The organism is Streptomyces sp. NPDC038707, from assembly GCF_040636485.1.
Taxonomy (GTDB): Bacteria; Actinomycetota; Actinomycetes; order Streptomycetales; family Streptomycetaceae; genus Streptomyces.
The window spans coordinates 163464-181661 of the sequence record NZ_JBEZUP010000002.1 but is presented as its reverse complement, the minus strand read 5'-3'; the positions used below and the strand labels follow the sequence as shown (position 1 = coordinate 181661).

At 70.6% G+C, this 18198-nt stretch carries 19 protein-coding genes and 1 riboswitch; of the genes, 9 read left to right on the top strand and 10 right to left on the bottom strand.

Features of this window, described 5'->3' with window-relative positions; all coding sequences use genetic code 11:
* Nucleotides 1-5: 5 nt before the first annotated feature.
* The gene (locus tag AB0E62_RS03445; protein WP_362187359.1) at nt 6-464 is read right to left on the bottom strand and encodes a MarR family transcriptional regulator; all 459 of its coding nucleotides are present in this window, start codon (nt 462-464) and stop codon (nt 6-8) included.
* A 142-nt stretch (nt 465-606) separates the two neighbouring features.
* On the opposite strand from AB0E62_RS03445, the gene AB0E62_RS03440 reads away from it, so the two are divergent.
* Both AB0E62_RS03440 and AB0E62_RS03435 read left to right on the top strand, forming a co-directional pair.
* The gene (locus AB0E62_RS03440) at nt 607-1815 is read left to right on the top strand and encodes an MFS transporter (RefSeq protein WP_362187356.1); all 1209 of its coding nucleotides are present in this window, start codon (nt 607-609) and stop codon (nt 1813-1815) included.
* Between the two features lie 100 nt (nt 1816-1915).
* On the top strand, nt 1916-2335 hold the full coding sequence (locus AB0E62_RS03435; protein ID WP_362187353.1) for a heme-binding protein: 420 nt from the start codon (nt 1916-1918) through the stop codon (nt 2333-2335).
* 70 nt (nt 2336-2405) lie between these two features.
* Here the strand turns inward: AB0E62_RS03435 and AB0E62_RS03430 are convergent, their stop codons facing one another.
* The gene (locus tag AB0E62_RS03430; RefSeq protein ID WP_362187350.1) at nt 2406-3272 is read right to left on the bottom strand and encodes a GNAT family N-acetyltransferase; all 867 of its coding nucleotides are present in this window, start codon (nt 3270-3272) and stop codon (nt 2406-2408) included.
* Nucleotides 3273-3423: 151 nt separating this feature from the next.
* Between AB0E62_RS03430 and AB0E62_RS03425 the strand changes: the two genes are divergently transcribed.
* Complete coding sequence (locus tag AB0E62_RS03425) at nt 3424-4056, top strand: HAD-IB family phosphatase (RefSeq protein ID WP_362187347.1); 633 nt, start codon at nt 3424-3426, stop codon at nt 4054-4056.
* A gap of 54 nt (nt 4057-4110) precedes the next feature.
* On the opposite strand, the gene AB0E62_RS03420 is transcribed toward AB0E62_RS03425, so the two are convergent.
* The 4 genes from AB0E62_RS03420 to AB0E62_RS03405 form a co-directional block, all read right to left on the bottom strand.
* The gene (locus AB0E62_RS03420) at nt 4111-4593 is read right to left on the bottom strand and encodes an NUDIX hydrolase (RefSeq protein WP_362187344.1); all 483 of its coding nucleotides are present in this window, start codon (nt 4591-4593) and stop codon (nt 4111-4113) included.
* Nucleotides 4594-4898: 305 nt separating this feature from the next.
* The gene (locus AB0E62_RS03415) at nt 4899-6050 is read right to left on the bottom strand and encodes a cystathionine gamma-lyase (protein ID WP_362187341.1); all 1152 of its coding nucleotides are present in this window, start codon (nt 6048-6050) and stop codon (nt 4899-4901) included.
* Nucleotides 6047-6538: a low molecular weight protein-tyrosine-phosphatase gene (locus AB0E62_RS03410; protein WP_362187338.1), complete on the bottom strand. Its 492-nt coding sequence runs from the start codon at nt 6536-6538 to the stop codon at nt 6047-6049. Before AB0E62_RS03410 ends, AB0E62_RS03415 begins: the two co-directional genes overlap by 4 nt.
* Nucleotides 6539-6545: 7 nt before the next feature.
* The gene (locus tag AB0E62_RS03405) at nt 6546-6923 is read right to left on the bottom strand and encodes a phage holin family protein (protein ID WP_362187335.1); all 378 of its coding nucleotides are present in this window, start codon (nt 6921-6923) and stop codon (nt 6546-6548) included.
* 103 nt (nt 6924-7026) lie between these two features.
* On the opposite strand from AB0E62_RS03405, the gene AB0E62_RS03400 reads away from it, so the two are divergent.
* From AB0E62_RS03400 to AB0E62_RS03385, 4 genes are all read left to right on the top strand, one after another.
* Nucleotides 7027-7344: a cupin domain-containing protein gene (locus tag AB0E62_RS03400; RefSeq protein ID WP_362187332.1), complete on the top strand. Its 318-nt coding sequence runs from the start codon at nt 7027-7029 to the stop codon at nt 7342-7344.
* Nucleotides 7345-7475: 131 nt separating this feature from the next.
* Nucleotides 7476-7688 carry a DUF5326 family protein gene (locus tag AB0E62_RS03395; RefSeq protein ID WP_362187329.1) on the top strand — a complete coding sequence of 71 codons (213 nt, stop codon included), beginning with the start codon at nt 7476-7478 and terminating at the stop codon, nt 7686-7688.
* A 200-nt stretch (nt 7689-7888) separates the two neighbouring features.
* Complete coding sequence (locus AB0E62_RS03390) at nt 7889-8842, top strand: IclR family transcriptional regulator C-terminal domain-containing protein (protein ID WP_362188082.1); 954 nt, start codon at nt 7889-7891, stop codon at nt 8840-8842.
* 99 nt (nt 8843-8941) lie between these two features.
* Nucleotides 8942-9379: an SsgA family sporulation/cell division regulator gene (locus tag AB0E62_RS03385; protein ID WP_362187327.1), complete on the top strand. Its 438-nt coding sequence runs from the start codon at nt 8942-8944 to the stop codon at nt 9377-9379.
* A gap of 87 nt (nt 9380-9466) precedes the next feature.
* On the opposite strand, the gene AB0E62_RS03380 is transcribed toward AB0E62_RS03385, so the two are convergent.
* Nucleotides 9467-10912: a YibE/F family protein gene (locus tag AB0E62_RS03380; protein WP_362187325.1), complete on the bottom strand. Its 1446-nt coding sequence runs from the start codon at nt 10910-10912 to the stop codon at nt 9467-9469.
* A 71-nt stretch (nt 10913-10983) separates the two neighbouring features.
* Nucleotides 10984-11161, top strand: a riboswitch (TPP riboswitch).
* Between AB0E62_RS03380 and thiC the strand changes: the two genes are divergently transcribed.
* The gene (thiC, locus tag AB0E62_RS03375; RefSeq protein WP_362187322.1) at nt 11154-12938 is read left to right on the top strand and encodes a phosphomethylpyrimidine synthase ThiC; all 1785 of its coding nucleotides are present in this window, start codon (nt 11154-11156) and stop codon (nt 12936-12938) included. Its footprint overlaps the riboswitch before it by 8 nt.
* Before the next feature lie 91 nt (nt 12939-13029).
* Here the strand turns inward: thiC and AB0E62_RS03370 are convergent, their stop codons facing one another.
* The 3 genes from AB0E62_RS03370 to AB0E62_RS03360 all read right to left on the bottom strand — a co-directional run bounded on the left by AB0E62_RS03370 (nt 13030) and on the right by AB0E62_RS03360 (nt 16605).
* The gene (locus AB0E62_RS03370; protein WP_362187319.1) at nt 13030-13911 is read right to left on the bottom strand and encodes a hypothetical protein; all 882 of its coding nucleotides are present in this window, start codon (nt 13909-13911) and stop codon (nt 13030-13032) included.
* 183 nt (nt 13912-14094) lie between these two features.
* Nucleotides 14095-15174, bottom strand: coding sequence for a metallophosphoesterase (locus AB0E62_RS03365; protein ID WP_362187316.1), 1080 nt, complete (start codon nt 15172-15174; stop codon nt 14095-14097).
* A gap of 318 nt (nt 15175-15492) precedes the next feature.
* Nucleotides 15493-16605 carry a LacI family DNA-binding transcriptional regulator gene (locus AB0E62_RS03360; protein WP_362187314.1) on the bottom strand — a complete coding sequence of 371 codons (1113 nt, stop codon included), beginning with the start codon at nt 16603-16605 and terminating at the stop codon, nt 15493-15495.
* A gap of 454 nt (nt 16606-17059) precedes the next feature.
* On the opposite strand from AB0E62_RS03360, the gene hisC reads away from it, so the two are divergent.
* Entirely contained in the window at nt 17060-18139 is a 1080-nt protein-coding gene (gene hisC / locus AB0E62_RS03355; protein WP_362187311.1) for a histidinol-phosphate transaminase, read from the top strand.
* Nucleotides 18140-18198: the final 59 nt, after the last annotated feature.

Here is an 18198-nt window from a genome sequence, read left to right as displayed (position 1 = left end):
GCACCCTATGCGGGCATGTTCAGCGACTCCACCACCCGGACCAGCGGCACCAGTTCGGGGTTCCTCGCGGCGTCGTCCAGGGCCTCGCGCAGGGCGGCGTCATTGGTGGGCCGCGCCTCTTCCAGCAGGCGCAGACCCGCCTCGGTGACGTTGGTGTAGATGCCGCGCCGGTCGGTGGGGCAGAGGTAGCGCTCCAGCAGGCCGCGGTCCTCCAGCCGGCTCACCAGGCGGGTGGTGGCGCTCTGGCTGAGCACGACCGCGTCGGCGACCTGCTTCATCTGCAGATGTCCGCCCTCGCCGGCGTGCTGCCTGCTGAGCACATCCAGCAGCGAGTACTCGCGCACGCTCAGATCGTGCTTGGCCTGCAGGGCGCGCTCGATGTGCGCCTCGATCCTTCCGTGCAGCGCAGAAAGGGCGCACCAGCCCTGCGCGAGGGCGGTGAGCGCTGGGTCCGTCGCTGTCATTGGCGTTTCCTCCGTCCCGGAGCGGCTCACACCAGAGTAGAGCACCAGCGCAATAGTCGGCGTTTGCCAGTACCCCGCGTGTGCAACTATTGTGGACGCACGCAAAGCGCTCCTGCAATCGTTTGGGAAGGTGTACCCCCACATGCCTCTCGCGCTTCTGGCCCTCGCGATCGGGGCCTTCGGCATCGGAACGACCGAGTTCGTGATCATGGGTTTGCTGCCCGAGGTCGCGGGCGACTTCGGGGTCTCCATCCCCACGGCGGGCCTGTTGGTGACCGGCTACGCGCTCGGCGTGGTCATCGGTGCCCCGATCATGACCGTGCTCGGCACCAAGATCTCGCGCAAGCGCATGCTGATGCTGCTGATGGGCCTCTTCATCGCCGGGAACCTGCTCTCCGCCCTGGCCCCCGCTTTCGCGATCATGCTTCTCGGACGAGTGATCGCCTCCCTCGCCCACGGCGCCTTCTTCGGCATCGGCTCGGTCGTCGCCGCCGAGCTGGTCGCACCGGACAAGAAGGCCGGCGCCATCTCCATGATGTTCACGGGCCTGACCGTCGCCAACGTCATCGGCGTGCCGCTGGGCACGCTCATCGGCCAGAGCGTCGGCTGGCGCGTCACCTTCGGCATCGTCGCCTCGCTCGGCGTCGTCGGTCTCGCCGGTATCGCCAAGCTCGTTCCCGAGCTGCCCCGCCCGCAGGGCGTGCGGCTGCGCCACGAGCTGGCCGCCTTCAAGAACGCCCAGGTCCTGCTCGCCATGGCGATGACCGTCCTGGGCTTCGGCGGAGTCTTCGCGGCCATCACCTACATCGCGCCGATGATGACCCACATCGCCGGGTTCTCCGACGGATCGGTCACCTGGCTGCTGGTCCTGTTCGGCCTCGGCATGGTCGGCGGCAACCTCGTCGGCGGCAAGTTCGCCGACCGGGCCCTGATGCCGATGCTGTACATCTCCCTGGGCGCCCTGGCCGTCGTCCTGGCACTGTTCACGCTCACCGCCCACAACAAGATCGCGGCAGCGGTGACCATCGCGCTGATCGGCGCCCTGGGCTTCGCCACCGTGCCGCCGCTGCAGAAGCGCGTCCTCGACCAGGCCCACGGCGCCCCGACGCTCGCCTCGGCGGTGAACATCGGCGCCTTCAACCTGGGCAACGCCCTGTCCGCCTGGCTCGGCGGCGTCGTGATCTCGGCCGGATTCGGCTACACGTCCCCCAACTGGGTCGGTGCCGCCCTCGCCGCCGCCGCCCTCCTCCTCGCCGTTCTCTCGGCCGCCCTGGAACGCCGGGACGGTACCCACGGCACCGTGGTCGCCTCCGGTGCGCCCGCCGGGCGGCGGGCCCCCGTCCACCACTGAGCCCCCGCACTCCGGGCGCTCCCACCCTCAGACGTCCGTGCCGGGACGCCGTCCCGGCACGGCAAGTACTCACCCCAGCACCATCCAAGGAGACAGCTCCATGAGCACCACCGCCGTCGCCCCGCTCACCACCGAGGACGCTGAACTGCTCGTCGCCTCGGCCCGTCGGGCGGCCGAGGACGCCGGAGTCACCGTCAGCGTCACCGTCCTGGACGCCGGTGGCCACCTGCTCGCGTTCCGCCGGGACGACCGGGCCGTGCTGATCTCTGGCGAGACCAGCACCCGCAAGGCCTACACCGCCCTCCAGCTGAACGCGCCCACCGCCGATCTCGTCGACGCCGTCCAGCCCGGCGGCCTCTTCCACACCCTGCCCACCGCCCTCGACCGGCCCCTGCTGTTCATCGCGGGCGGCCTCCCCGTCCACCGGGACGGCCGGCTGATCGGCGCCATCGGCGTCGGCGGGGGAGCGCCGGAGCAGGATCACGGCTTCGCCACCGCGGCCGTACAGGCGCTCGTCTGACCGGGCAACCGATCCGGTGACGCAGGCCCCGCCGTTCAGAACGGCGGGGCCTGCGGGCGTTCGTACGCGGTCAGCCCGCGGCGACGGTCAACGGTGCGAAGCGCCGGGTCCAGTCCCCCGGCAGGTCCGGGATGCCGTAGGTCATCACCGAGTTGAACGCCACGGAGGCCAGCCCCCGCTCCTTCGCCCAGGCCAGCAGTTCCTCGTGGCGCACGTCGATGTCGGTGCGCAGCGGACGCTCGGTACGGGCCGCCAGCGAGGCGATGAGTGCCTTGGCGGTCTCCGTGTCCCGGGCGATCAGCGGGCCGACGACATAGGTGTCCATGTTGGGCCACGCGGCGGTGTAACCGATGAGCCGGCCGGCCTCCTCCGCCACCCGCAACTGATCGGCGAAGGCGGGCAACCGGGTGATGAGAGGCGTCCGATCGGCACCGAACACCTCCTCGTCGAGGCGCACGATCGCCGGGAGGTCCTCCGCGGTGGCGGCGCGCGTGACGACCCCCGACTCCGGGCCGCCGGAAGCGAAGCGGCCCATCAGCATCTCGGCCCGGCCCGTCACCTTGAAGCCCAGTTCCTCGTAGAGGGGCCGGCCATTGGGTGTGGCGTGCAGGGTCAGCGGGGTCGTCCCCATGGCGGAGACGACGTGCCGCATCAGACGGCGTCCGACCCCTTGGCGGGCATGCCGTTCCGCCACCAGGACCATGCCGATGGCACCGAGATCCGGCCGCCCCCACCCGCCGTACTCCGTGACGACGCACGCGGCGACGAGACCGCCCTCCGGGTCGTCGATGCCGTACCCCTTTCCGGCGGTGAGGAGGAAGCCCCACTTGTGTTCCTCGCGTGGCCACCCCCGGTCTTCGGACAGGTCGGCGCAGGCGGTGAGATCGCGAAGCGTCAGACGGCGGATGGGCAGAGTGGTGAGGGAAGGAGTCGGCACGCAGGTCAGGCTGTCCGAACGGCGCCCCTGCCGTCCACCTGTTTCGATGCAGACGCACGTGCTTTTGGCCATCTGATGGCCATCCGTACAACCATCGGACAGCTGTCCGGTGTTTCACGTGAAACACCGCAAGCGCACTAGCCTCAGCGCCATGACCAGACTCCACCTCTTCGACATGGACGGTACGTTGCTGCACGGGACGACCGCTCCCCTGGAGATATCGCGCCAGCTGGGCCTGGAGGCCGAGACGGTGGCATTGGAGCGGGCGATCGCGGACGGGCGGATCGGTCCGCCGGAGTATGCCGCGCAGGTGTACGACCTGTGGGCCGGTCTGACCGACGCGCATGTACGGGCCGCGTTCGAGGCAGCTCCCTGGCTGGCCCGGATCCGTGAGGTGTGGGCGGAGATCAGGAGTGCGGGTGAGTACTGCGCGGTGGTGTCCCTCTCGCCGTCCTTCTTCGTCGAACGCCTCCTGGACTGGGGTGCCCACGCGGCCCACGGCTCGCGATTCCCGGCCGTGCCGTTCACCGAGCCCGTCGACCCGTCAGGAGTGCTCAACGCCACCGCCAAGGTGACCATCGCGGAACGGCTCTGCGCGGAGTTCGGAGTGACCCGCGCGGACTGCGTGGCGTACGGCGACTCGGCGTCGGACAAGGAGCTGTTCGCCGTCGTGCCGGTGTCCGTGGCGGTCAACGCCGATGCCCACGTGGCCGGCCTCGCCACCCACTCCTACGCGGGACGGGACCTGTGGGAAGCCTATGAACTGGTCGGGCCGGCACAGTAGTGCGCGGACCGCGCGACTCGGTGGAGGTTCTGCTCGTAGGCGCGTACGTCCCTCTCACCCGAGGTCGGGGGCGTGCATGGCACGGACGCCCTCGATGTTCCCGTCCAGGTAGTGACGCAGGGACAGCGGGACGAGGTGCACGGAGGCGATCCCGACACGGGTGAACGGGACACGGACGATCTCGTACTCGCCGACCGGTTCGTCCACCTCGGGACCGTGCCGGAGGGCCGGGTCCATGGATTCCAGTCGGCAGACGAAGAAGTGCTGGACCTTCACGCCGGTCGCGCCGCCGTCCTCGCCGATGTGCTCCACCGTGTCCACGAAACACGGCACCACGTCGGTGATCTTGGCGCCGAGTTCCTCGTGCACCTCCCGGTGCAGGGCGTCAACGACGGTCGAATCCCCGGGCTCGACCCCGCCACCGGGAGTGACCCAGTAGGGATCGATGCCGGGCTTCGTGCGCTTGATCAGGATCAGGTCGTCACCGTCCAGGAGAACGGCGCGGGCGGTGCGCTTGACCACGGGTCGGACGGTCATGGGAGAAATGTGGCCCCGCTGGTTCCACGTGAAACATCACAAAGCGCCACGGGCGGACCGCTGTGCGTGCACCCCACCCGAGCGGCGCCCCGCGCACGGGGGCGAAGGACCGCGCCGTTCGCCGGCCGTCGGACAAGCGCCAACCGGAGAAATGCCGACAGATCTCTGGCGCTACCGTGACTGGACACTGACGCGGAGCCAACTAGCCTTGCCAGGGCGGACCTTCACTCAGGACCGCAGGCGGTCCGAGCCGCGAGGGGGGGAGGCTCGGACCGTCCCGGAACTCGGCGGCCGCCGGGAAGGACCTACTCGGCGGACTCGTCCAGAGCCCGCAGGATGTCGGCCACCAGGTCATCCGGGTCCTCGGCACCGACGGACATCCGGATGAACCCCTCCGGGACGTCGTCCCCGCCCCAGCGGCGGCGGCGTTCGGCCGTGGACCGTACCCCGCCGAAGCTCGTCGCGTCCTCCACCAGGCGCAGGGCCTCGAGAAAACGCTCGGCCCGTGCGCGCGTGGGCAGCGTGAAGGACACGACACAGCCGTAGCGGCGCATCTGCCGCGCCGCGACCGGGTGCGAGGGGTCATCGGGCAGGCCCGGGTAGCGCAGACCGGAGACCTCGGGCCGCTGTCGCAGGGCCTCGGCGACCGCGAGGGCGGTGGCGTTCTGCCGGTCGACGCGCAGCTGGAGCGTGGCGATGGACCGGTGCGCGAGCCACGCCTCCATGGGCCCGGAGATCGCGCCGACGATCTTGCGCCAGCGGCGTACGGCGGCCATCGCCTCGGCGTCGCGGCCGGCGACATAGCCCAGCAGGACATCACCGTGCCCGGTGAGCTGCTTGGTGCCGCTGGCCACGGAGAAGTCGGCGCCCAGCTCCAGCGGGCGCTGCCCGAGCGGGGTGGCGAGGGTGTTGTCCACGGCGACCAGCGCGCCACGCGCGTGTGCCGCCTCGGCCAGCCGCCGGATGTCGCAGACGTCGAGCCCGGGGTTCGACGGGGACTCGATCCACAGCAGCCGCGCCCCGTCGAGCAGCTCCAGCTGGGCGTCGCCTCCGGTCGGCGCGGTACGCACCTCGATGCCGTAGGCCTCCAGCTGGGCACGGACCAGGGGCAGCACCTGGTAGCCGTCGGAAGGCAGCACGACCGCGTCACCGGCGCGCAGCTGCGAGAACAGCACGGCGGAGATCGCCGCCATGCCGGAGGCGAACACCAGCGTCTCGACGTGCTCCTCCCGTCCGGGCGCCTCCAGCTCGCCTATGGCCCTCTCCAGCAGGGTCCAGGTCGGATTGTCGTCCCGGCCGTACGAGTACGGTCCCGTCACCTCGCCGGGCAGGTGGAAGTGCGCCGCGAACACCGGGCCGGGCAGGGTCGGCTCGTGCTTGACCGGCTCGGGCAGGCCCGCCCGTACCGCGCGCGTGCCATCGCCCGTGCGGCCCTCGTCCTTCGTGTCCTCGCTCATGCGGCCCGTCCTTCCAGTTCGTCCTGTACCGCGGCGAGCAGCCCGGTGCTCGCCGCCTCCACCATCTCAAGGCACTCCTCGAAGCCGTCCCGGCCCCCGTAGTACGGGTCGGGTACGTCGAGACCGGCGCCGGCACCAGGGTCGTAGGAGCGCAGCAGGCGGATCTTGCGCGCGTCCTCCTCGGTGGGCGCGAGCCGGCGCAGGGCCCTGAGGTGCTCGGTGTCGAGGGCGATCACGAGGTCGAGCCGGGCGAACCACGACGGCAGGAACCGGCGGGCCGTGTGCTCGCTGTCGTAGCCGCGTTCCTCGAGGACGGAGACGGTGCGCGGGTCGGCCGGCTCCCCCTCGTGCCAGCCGCCGGTGCCGGCGCTGTCGACCACCACCAGGTCGTCCAGACCGGCCTCCGCCACGCGCGCGCGAAAGACGGATTCGGCCATCGGGGAGCGGCAGATGTTGCCGGTGCACACGAAACAGACGCGGTAGGTCATGGCGCGCTCAGTCCTCGTCGGGCAGGACGACATGCAGCGCCCAGGAGACGACGGAGATGATCAGGCCGCCGATGACGGCCGTCCAGAAACCCTGCACGTGGAAGCTGAGATCGAGCTTCCCGCACACCCAGGACGTGAGCAGCAGCATCAGCGCGTTCACCACCAGGGTGATCAGGCCGAGGGTCAGGATGAACAGCGGGAAGGTGAGCACCTTCACGATCGGCTTGACCAGCCAGTTGACCAAGCCGAAGATCAACGCGACGACGATCAGCGTGCCGGCCTTCTTGGCGGTGCCGTCACCGGTCAGGGTGATCTTGTCGAGTGCCCATACCGCGACCGCCAGGGCCCCCGCGTTGGCGATCGTCTTGACTAGGAAATTCCTCATGTGTCTGATCGTGGCAGACCGGGCCGGGCCCGGCCCGGTCGGCGGTGAGCGGACCGCGAGGAGCAGGGGAACGGCGAGCAGTGAGGCGAGGACGGCGGCGGCGATGAAGGCATTCCGGCTGGACGACCTGGAGGCGGAACGCGCCGCCAACGAGGGTGCTTACCTGCAGTTCCTGCGCGAGCGGAACATGTCGGTCGGTCTGTACGCCCTCGACGCGGGCGACCACGACCCGCAGAAGCCGCACCACCAGGACGAGGTGTACTTCGTGGTCAGCGGCCGGGCCTCGCTCACGGTCGGTCTGGAGACGACCCAGGTGGCGCGGGGCAGCGTGGTGTACGTGCCCGCCGGGGTGCCGCACAAGTTCCACCACATCAGCGAGGACCTCAGGGTGCTCGTCGTGTTCTCTCCCCCCGAGGCGTGAGCCGGCCCCCGCGTTCCCTAGGGGACAGGTCAGGGCAGGACAAGGGATGCGAGGGCCCCGCTCGGACCCCTCGCGGCCCTAGCATCGAGTGCGTACTACAGACAACGCATGAGAACGCAAAGGACGAGGCGATGCGAAAGATCTTCGCGGGGCTGCCGTGGTGGGTGAAGTGGGTCGCGGTGCCGGTCATCGCCCTGGTCGTGTTCGGCGGCCTGATAGCGAGTGTGGTCGGATTCGTGATCGGCCTCCTCTTCAAGCTGCTGGTGTTCGTCGCGCTGGTGGGCGGACTGATCTACATCGTGCGGAAGTTCACGGGCAGTTCCTCGTCGCGCGGCGGTTGGTGAGCCACCCGGCCGCCGGTCAGCAGTGACGGGGGCGGTTCCCTCGGGGGAGGGAAGTTTCGGCCCGGGGCGGTTCCGGCGCGGTGGCGGACGGTTAAAGTCCGGAACCCCCCACAGGCTCCGGCTCCGTGGGCGGCGTCCCCTCCCCGTGCCCTTCCCCCTCGCACGGGCTCCCCTCGCGCTTCGGGAGTGACCCCTTGGCCATCGTCGACACCGCACCGGCGGCACCGCACGCACCCGCCGTCGCCCCGCGCCCCTGCGCAGCCCCTCTCCAGCGGCCACCGGCCCCGCTCGTCCCCGGCCAGGTCTCCGCACCTACGGCGGCCGGCCCCGGCCTCCCCTCCGCCGCGGACGCCTGCGGGCCACCGTCCTTCGCCGGCCGGCCGGCACCGCGGTCCGACGCCGCGTCCACCGCGACCCTCATCGGCTCCGTCCAGCGCGCCATGCGCCTGCTGGAGACCGTCGCCTCGCACGCCTACGGCGCCCCCGCCAAACAACTCGCCCGCGAGACCGGGCTCGCCCTGCCCACCACCTACCACCTGCTGCGCACCCTGGTGCACGAGGGCTACCTGCACCGGGACAAGGGGCTGTTCTTCCTCGGTGACGCAGCGGAACGCCTGGCGCGAGGTGGAGCCCAGCAGAAACGTCGCAGCATGGTGACGGACACTCTCGCGCACTGGCGCGATTCCATCGGTGTTCCGGTGTACTACGCGATGTACCGGGACGGCGAGATCGAGGTCATGTGCGTCTCCGCCTCCCCACAGGCCCCGGCGGTCGAGGAATGGGCGGACTTCCGCGAGACCGGCCATGCGCACGCCATCGGGCAGTGTCTGCTCGCCCAGCTGGACGAGGACGCGCGCCGCGACCATCTCGCCCGGTACCCGGTGCGGCCCGTCACGCCGTACACCGTGCGGGACGACGACGCGCTGCTGCGGCGGCTGGCCCGGACCCGCCGGATGGCACCGACGGTGGAACGCCAGGAGTACGCCGTCGGGACGGTCTGCGCGGCGGTCCCGATCACGGTCGGCACCACCGCGGCCACCCTGGCCATCTCACTCCCCGCCGACCAGGCCGACCGGCTGCTGCCCGCGGCCCGTCGGCTGCAGACGGAGATGGGGCGCCATCTGGGGTCGCTCACACTCTCTATCAGTATCTGAAAACTCACTCCTTGTAATTCATCGTGTACGTTCAGCAAGATTTGAGCACGGTCAGAGGGATCGATCCCGGCCAGTCGACGTCATATGACGGGGTAGTCAATGCGCGAGTCCGTACAGGCAGAAGTCATGATGAGTTTTCTCGTGTCCGAGGAGCTCTCCTTCCGCATCCCGGTGGAGTTGCGCTACGAGACCAGTGATCCGTATGCCGTGCGGCTCACCTTTCATCTGCCCGGCGACGCCCCCGTGACCTGGGCCTTCGGGCGCGAGCTGCTGGTCGACGGAGTCGGCCGTCCGTGCGGGGAGGGAGACGTGCGCATCTCCCCCGCCGATTCCGAGGTGCTGGGCGAGGTGCTGATCCGTCTTCAGGTCGGCGGCGACCACGCCCTCTTCCGCTCGTCGACGCCCCCGCTCGTGGCCTTCCTCGACCGCACGGACAAGCTGGTGCCACTCGGTCAGGAAGGCGCACTCGCCGACTTCGACGCGCATCTGGACGAGGCGCTGGACCGCATCCTCGCCGAGGAGCAGAGCGCCGGCTGAGGTGTCACGGCACGGGGGTGCTCCGCCGGTCCCGGGCGGGGCTGCGCAGGAACGCTTCTGCGCGACGGGCGCCGGTCCCGTCGGCGCTCACCGCTTCCGGCGCCGGCCCCGGCCGCCGCGCACCGGCGAGGCGCGGACCCCGAGGGGAGCCCCGGCCGCCCCGGCGCCCGGGGCGGTCCGGTCGGCGGACACGACCAGCGCGGCCAGCGCCGTGGTGACCGGGACCGAGGCGACCAGGCCGATCGAACCCACCAGCGTGCGCACGATCTCCTCGGCCACCAGCTCGCTGTTGGCCACGGTACCGACGCTGCTCTGCGCGATCGAGAACAGCAGCAGCAACGGCAGCGCGGCGCCGGCGTAGGCCAGCACCAGGGTGTTGACCACGGACGCGATGTGGTCGCGGCCGATCCGGATGCCCGCCCGGTACAGCCCGCGCCAGCCCATCGACGGATTCGCCTCGTGCAGCTCCCAGACCGCGGACGTCTGGGTCACCGTCACATCGTCCAGGACACCGAGCGAACCGATGATGACCCCGGCCAGCAGCAGACCGCTCATGTCGATCGACGGATACAGGCCGTGGATCAGGCCGGTGTTGTCGTCCGTGTTGCCGGTCAGCGCGGCCCAGCCGATGAACAGGGAGCCGAGCACACCGATCAGCGCCAGCGATGTCAGCGTGCCGAGCACCGCCACCGACGTACGGGCCGACAGGCCGTGACACAGGTACAGGGCGATCAGCATGATGGCGCTCGACCCGACGACGGCCACCAGCAGCGGGTTCGAACCCTCGAGGATCGCGGGCAGGATGAACAGCGTCAGCACCAGGAAGCTGACGGCCAGCGCGACCAGCGCCATGACACCGCGGAGACGGCCCACCAGGACCACGGCGACCGCGAAGACCCCCGCGAGCAGCATCATGGGGAACTGCCGGTTCACATCGGTCACCGCGTACTGCAGGTTCTTCGGGGCCGCGGGCTCGTAGGCGACCACGACCTTCTCGCCCTGGTGGAGCTGGCGTGACTGGTCCGGCTGCACGATCTCGGTGAAGGTACGGCCCTGGTCCTTGCCGGTGTCGACCCGGATGGTGGCCTTCTTGCACGTGCCGTCGGCCCGCTGCTGTGCCGAACTGCCCTCTGCGGTGGAGGTGTCGCCGGTCGGGGGGACACCGGAGGCGTTCGCCGAGGCGCAGCTCAGCTCGACGACTCGGGTGACCGTGGCCTGCTGCGTCTGCCGGTCGAAGCCGACGCCGGTGCGCTTGTGGGCCGGGGCCTGTCCGGGCCAGAGCACTACGAGGCCGACCAGGACCGCCGCGGTGAACGGGACCAGGATCGCCGCGATGACCTTGCGCAGATGCTGGGAGACGGGAGCCGCCGGGCCGTGGCTGTGGCTGTGGCTGTGACCGTGCGCGTGACCGTGCTCCGGCGCGGCCTCCTGACCGCTTCCGGGCGCCTCGTGGCCGCGCCCGGTGCCCTGTTCGGAGCCGGCCGCGCGGTGCGGCTCGGGGGGCTGGTAGGGGTGCTGCTCCATGCTGGTCACCGCCCGATCATCCCAAGAACGCAGGGGGCCCACTGTTCACCGCGCCCTACATGGCGCTAGCGTGGAGGCACCTTTGCACACGCGGGAGCTCGGAGCACCGGGCTGAGAGGGCGCTGACCTCCGTGGACGCGATGTTTCACGTGGAACGAGCGATGTTCCGCGGGAAACATCGACCGACGGACACCGCTGCGTCGACCGCCGAACCTGTTACCGGGTAATGCCGGCGTAGGGAGTAGGTCTCATGACCAACAAGGACGCACGCACGCCTGTCTCCGCTCAGGACGAGAAGTCCACGGAGGCCGGGAAGTCCATCGGCTGGCACAAGGCGTACGTCGAGGGCTCGCGCCCCGACCTCCGGGTGCCGGTCCGTCAGGTGCACCTCACCAACGGGCAGTCGGTCACGCTGTACGACACATCGGGCCCGTACACCGATCCACTTGTCGAGACCGACGTCCGCAGGGGCCTGCCGCCGCTGCGAGAGAACTGGATCATCGCGCGCGGCGACACGGAGGAGTACCCGGGCCGCCCCGTCCGTCCGGAGGACGACGGGATCAAGCACACCTCACCGCGCGGCGGACTGCGCAACCTGGACGCGGTCTTCCCCGGACGCCCGCGTCAGCCGCGACGGGGACGTCCCGGTCAGGCGGTGACACAGCTCGCGTACGCCCGCCGGGGCGAGATCACCCCGGAGATGGAGTTCGTGGCCGTCCGGGAGAACGTGTCGCCCGAGGTGGTCCGCGAAGAGATCGCGGCGGGGCGGGCCGTGCTGCCGGCCAACATCAATCACCCGGAGATCGAGCCGATGATCATCGGCAAGCGGTTCCTGGTGAAGGTGAACGCCAATATCGGGAACTCGGCGGTGACGTCCTCCATCGAGGAGGAGGTCGAGAAGATGACCTGGGCGACCCGCTGGGGTGCCGACACGGTCATGGACCTGTCCACCGGCCGCAACATCCACACCACCCGTGAGTGGGTGCTGCGCAACTCCCCCGTCCCCATCGGCACGGTGCCGCTCTACCAGGCGCTGGAGAAGGTCGACGGCAAGGCCGAGGAACTGACCTGGGAGATCTACAAGGACACGGTCATCGAGCAGGCCGAGCAGGGCGTGGACTACATGACCGTCCACGCGGGTGTCCGGCTGGCGTACGTCCCGCTCACGGCCAACCGCAAGACCGGCATCGTCTCGCGCGGCGGCTCCATCATGGCCGCGTGGTGCCTGGCGCACCACAAAGAGTCGTTTCTGTACGAGAACTTCGAGGAGCTGTGCGAGATCCTCGCCGCCTACGACGTCACGTACTCGCTGGGTGACGGCCTGCGGCCGGGTTCGATCGCGGACGCCAACGACGAGGCCCAGTTCGCGGAGTTGCGGACGCTCGGGGAACTCAACCGGATCGCCAGGCGTTTTGACGTACAGACGATGATCGAGGGCCCCGGGCACGTCCCGATGCACAAGATCAAGGAGAACATCGACCTTCAGCAGGAGATCTGTGATGAAGCTCCGTTCTATACGCTCGGCCCGCTGACCACGGACGTCGCGCCGGCGTACGACCACATCACCTCCGGCATCGGTGCCGCGATGATCGCCTGGTGGGGCACGGCGATGCTCTGCTACGTCACGCCCAAGGAGCACTTGGGTCTGCCCAACCGGGACGACGTCAAGACGGGCGTCATCACCTACAAGATCGCCGCGCACGCGGCGGACCTTGCCAAGGGCCATCCCGGTGCGCAGGAGTGGGACGACGCGCTGTCCGACGCCCGCTTCGAGTTCCGGTGGGAGGACCAGTTCAACCTCGCCCTGGACCCCGAAACGGCGCGGGAGTTCCACGACGAGACCCTGCCGGCCGAGCCCGCCAAGACGGCCCACTTCTGCTCCATGTGCGGTCCGAAGTTCTGCAGCATGAAGATCTCGCAGGACATCAGGCGGGAGCACGGTGGCAACCGGGCCGAGATCGAGGAGGGCATGGCCCAGAAGTCGAAGGAGTTCGCGGCGGCCGGCAACCGGGTGTATCTGCCCATCGCCGACTGAACCGCCGCCATGAGCGCACCGCGTCGTCCGGACTGACGCGGTGCGCGGCCGGATTCCTGTGCGCGGCCCGGCCGCGCCGGTGTGCGGCCGGCTATTCGGGCCGGTGTTCCGGGCCGCCGAAGTCCGGGCTCGTGTAGTCGGGGCTGGTGTAGTCGGGGCTGGTGTAACTGGGGCGGCCGGGTCCCGTGCCGTCGCCGGGGCTGCTGAAGCCGGGCCGGCCGTAGCCCAGGTGCGGGATGCGGCCGGTCGGTGCCGGCGGTGCCGGATGGTGTGCGCCGGCCGGGCCGGAGTCGGCCAGGGCCTCCTGGAGGAAGGGCAGGATGCCCCGCTCCAGCAGGGCGTTCCGCCAGGCCTCTCTGGCATCCTCCAGTTGCTTCTCGCCCGCCGTGTCCCGGGCACGGGCGTCCGCCGGAGTGCGGTGGCGCAGGGCCGCGAGCAGGAGTCCCGCGGCGGCGACGAGGGCCGTCGCCGCGGTCAGCGCGCCGAACACCCAGCCGGTGGCGAGCAGGGTGCGGGCGAGGGCGTGCCCGGAGCTCAGCGCCCGCAGGACGTAGCCGACGAGCAGGAAGATCGCCGCCGCCGTCCCGGAGAGGACGGGTGCCAGCACGGCGATGACCGCGGCGGCGCCCGCGCCGGTGTCCTCCGCGGCTGCGCCGGTCGCGCCGGACTGGTCCCGCGCGGGGGAACCAGGACCCGGAGTGGCGGAGTCGATGCCGCTCGCCGGGGCGGACAGCGCCGCCTGGCCCCGCGCGTCACGGAGTTCGGCGTAGTGCCGGTACTCGGCCGCGGCCGCCGCCGTGATCAGGGCGGAGGCGTCGAGCGCGATGGCGCGCAGTTGTGTGATCGTCAGCCGCCGTGCGACGGCGGCCAGTTCCGGTCGGTGCGGCGCGGAGTGCAGCACCTCGTCGAGCAGTCGCTCGAATTCCCGGAGTTCCTCGCTTTTCAGATGCTGCGGAACGCTGTTCATCTGCATCCCCCGATGCTCCGTAGGGCTTGGGGCTCGCGCGTCGCCTGCCGTCGGGCAGAAACGGAGGGGAGCCTGCTACGGACAAGCCGATGGTAGAGCCGTGACGGCGCACGGTGACAGGGGATTGCCGGAAATTGCGCTCCGGCCTGCGCGTACGCGGTCTCGGAGGACGCCTGCCCGGGGGAAGCGTCAGTTGTTCAGGGGAAGTTGCTGGACCAGCAGCTTCCCGGCCATGGTCACTCCGCCGTCCATGGCGATGGCGAGCCCGTCGGCGTAGATGTGCGGGCCCTCGACGGCCGGGCCGGTGCCCTCCTCGCCGTCCTCGGAGCCGACCTCGCCGAGGAGGTAGGGGATGGGGCTGTGTCCGTGGACGACGCGTGTGCCGCCGTACGTGTCGAGGAGGGAACGCACGGCGTCGGCGCCGCCCTCGTCGCGGAAGGAGAAGCGCTTGGTGAACTTGCGGAACAGGTCCCAGACCTCGTCGGCGTCGTTACGGGTCAGCGTCTCGCGGACGGTGTCGTTGACCGCCTCGATGGAGTCGCCGTAGTCCAGGTAGGCGGTCGTGTCGGAGTGGACGAGCAGATAGCCGTCGACCACCTCCACGGCGTCGAGACGGGCCATCCACTGCAGATGGTGGTCCTGGAGGCGGTCCATGTCGGTCTTCTGGCCGCCGTTGAGCAGCCAGGCCGCCTGGAAGGTGGCGGTGCCCGCCCCGGAGTTGACGGGGGTGTCGCCGAACCGCTTGGCGCCGAGCAGCAGCAGCTCGTGGTTGCCCATGAGGGCCTTGCAGTAGCCGCCTGCCGCGGCGGCCTCGGCGGACAGCCGCATGACCAGGTCGATGACGCCGATGCCGTCCGGACCGCGGTCGGTGAAGTCACCGAGGAACCAGAGCCGGGTGGTACCGGCGCACCACTGGCCCGAGGCGTCGATCAGGCCCTGTTCCTGAAGGGCGGCCACCAGTTCGTCCAGATAGCCGTGGACGTCGCCGACGACGTAGAGCGGTCCCGGCCCGGTCGCGGGCTGCGGCGCCGGGGCGGCGGGGACCGGCTCCACGGGGACCTGGAGGGTGTCGCCGCGGTTGATGACCGGGAGGTCGCGCTGGGTGGGGGTGTAGCCCTCCGGGTACGCCTCGTCGTCGGCCGGGACCGCGTTGCCGGGGTGGGTGCCACCGGTGTACGGACCGGTCTCGTGCACGTACGCGGGTACCCGGAAGTCGCGCAGCGTCGCCGTCCGCTCCGCCTCGGGTCCCTGACCGGCCCCCTGAGTCATCAGACCCCTCCACCATCGCGCCGCATCTGCACCGCTTCGGACTGCCTGGTCGCAGCGGTCCGCGGTGTCGTGGGGCCCATCATAGGAATGCGCGTCGCGCCGTGTGATGACCCAGGGGTGGTGAATCGGACCAAGACTCCGGTTCATCGCGGCTTTCGCCCCGTTTGGGCAGATGTTCGACTACCTGGCGGCCGACTGATCCCTCGGCCGGCCGTTCTCGTGCCGCACCGGACGCGCCCCGTGCCGCGCCCGCCGGGCCTCCGTGCCGCGTCCGCCGGGCCGTGTCGGCCCTTGGGCCGCATGGGCCGGCCCAAGGGGCTACCGGTCGTCCGGTGTCCGCGGCGGGCTGACCGTCGTGCGCGGGGACCGCCGCTGCGAGGAGGTGCGCACGATCAGCTCGGTCGGTATCACCTGCTCGACCGGCTGCTCGGACTCGACGCCCTCGATGGCGTCGATGAGGAGCTGGACGACGGCCGTGCCGATGCGGCGCGGCTTCAGCGAGAGCGTGGTGATGGGCGGCTCGGTGCTGGCGTACATGGTCGACTCGCTGCAGCACACCAGCAGCAGGTCGTCGGGGACGCGCAGGCCGTAGCGGCGGGCGGCGGCGAGCAGATCGGTGCCGTTGGGGTCGAACAGTCCGTAGACCGCGTCGGGCCGGTCCGGGCGGGCCAGCAGCCGGTCGGCGGCGACGGCGCCCGCGCACGGGTCGTGTGCCGGGTACGCCTCGTAGACCGGATCCTGGCCGACCCGTTCGCACCAGCGCAGGTAGGCGGTGGTGGACAGGTGGGTGTAGGTGTCCGTCGAGGTGCCCGTGAGCAGGCCGATGCGGCGGGCGCCGGCGTCGGCGAGATGGTCGAGGATGCCGAGTACGGCGGCCTCGTGGTCGTTGTCGACCCAGGCGGTGACGGGAAGGGCGCCGGCCGGGCGGCCGTCGGAGACGACCGGCAGTCCCTGCCGGACGAGTTCGCTGACGACCGGGTCCTGGTCGGAGGGGTCGATGACGACGGTGCCGTCCAGGGCCACGTTGGACCAGACGTCGTGGCGTGAGGTCGCGGGCAGGATGACCAGGGCGTAGCCGCGGGCGAGCGCGGCCGAGGTGGCGGCCCGGGCCATCTCCGCGAAGTACGCGAACTCGGTGAAGGTGAAAGGTTCATCCCCGTACGTCGTCACGGTCAGGCCGATCAGACCCGACTTGCCGGTACGGAGGGTGCGGGCGGCCGCCGAGGGGCGGTACCCGAGACGGTCGGCGACCTCGCGGACGTGGCGCCGGGTGGCATCCGGGAGCCGGCCCTTGCCGTTGAGGGCGTCGGACACGGTCGTGATGGACACCCCGGCGGCGGCGGCGACGTCTCTGATGCCCGCCCGGCCCGGCCGGCTGCCTCGACGTGAGGTTTCCGCGCGGCTCACCTGGTGCTTCCCTGCTGCTGTCATGGCGAGCCGATAGTAGGGCCCATGCGGTGGGGTAGCGCGGTCGCATATGCGCACCTTGAGAGGCACGTTTCTGCATGGCTATGTGGCGTCAAATGCCTTGAAAACAAAGGCCGTTGCACGATCCAAGGGTAAGACGTGGTGCGTCGAGGCGTGTGGACCTGCCAAGCGCTCGATGTTTCGAAGAGGTCTCAACTCACCTGCACGGGCGACGCGCGCCAGGGCGCAAGCCACCGGCGCGTAGATATATGTATGACGCGCCCCCCGAATCGCACGCCTTCGTGCGGTGATGCCCTTGATGCCGACGGGAGCCGCGCGTCCCCTGCCGCCCCGGGGCCGGGGGCCCGCGGGGCCGGCAGTGCGGGACCTGTCGCAGCGGGACCGAATCCTCTTAAGGTGAGGAGTATTGGAAGCCGGCGGCGTCGACGGTCCGCCGGTGGTCGCGAGGAGGACTGCGGTGAGCGAGACAAGCCCCAAGCTGCGCGCCGAGCTGGAGGGTATCCCCACCTACAAGCCGGGCAAGCCGGCCGCGGCCGGTGGTCCGGTCGCCTACAAGCTGTCCTCCAACGAGAACCCGTACCCGCCGCTGCCGGGCGTGCTGGAGAGCGTGACCGCGGCGGCCTGCGACTTCAACCGCTACCCGGACATGGCCTGCACCGGGCTGATGAACGAGCTGTCCGACCGCTTCGGTGTGCCGCTGTCCCACCTGGCGACCGGGACCGGCTCGGTGGGGGTCGCCCAGCAGCTGGTCCAGGCCACCAGCGGCCCCGGTGACGAGGTGATCTACGCCTGGCGGTCGTTCGAGGCGTACCCGATCATCACGCAGATCAGTGGCGCACGGTCGGTGCGGGTGCCGCTGACGCCGGGCGATGTGCACGACCTGGACGCGATGGCGGACGCGATCACCGACCGGACGCGGCTGATCTTCGTGTGCAACCCCAACAACCCGACCGGCACGGTGGTGCGGCGCGCGGAGCTGGAACGGTTCCTCGACCGGGTGCCCGGCGATGTGCTGGTGGTGCTGGACGAGGCCTACCGGGAGTTCATCCGCGACCCTGAGGTGCCCGACGGGGTCGAGCTGTACCGGGAGCGGCCCAACGTGTGTGTGCTGCGGACCTTCTCCAAGGCGTACGGGCTGGCCGGGCTGCGGGTCGGCTTCGCGATCGCCCATGAGCCGGTGGCGGCGGCGCTGCGCAAGACGGCGGTGCCGTTCGGGGTGAGCCAGCTCGCACAGGAGGCGGCGATCGCCTCGCTGCGGGCCGAGGACGAGCTGCTGGGCCGGGTCGGCTCGCTGGTGTGTGAGCGCACGCGTGTGGTCGACGCGCTGCGTGGCCAGGGCTGGACGGTGCCGGAGACACAGGCCAACTTCGTGTGGCTGCGACTGGGAGAGCGCACCGTCGCGTTCGCGCAGGCCTGCGAGGAGCACGGGGTGGTGGTCCGGCCGTTCCCGGGCGAGGGTGTGCGGGTGACGGTCGGCGAGGCCGAGGCGAACGACATCTTCCTGAAGGTGGCGGGGGCGTACCGCAAGGAGCTGTGACTCGGCGGTAGTACCGGGGCGCCGCGGGAAGCTGTGACTCCCGGGCGGCACCGGAGCGC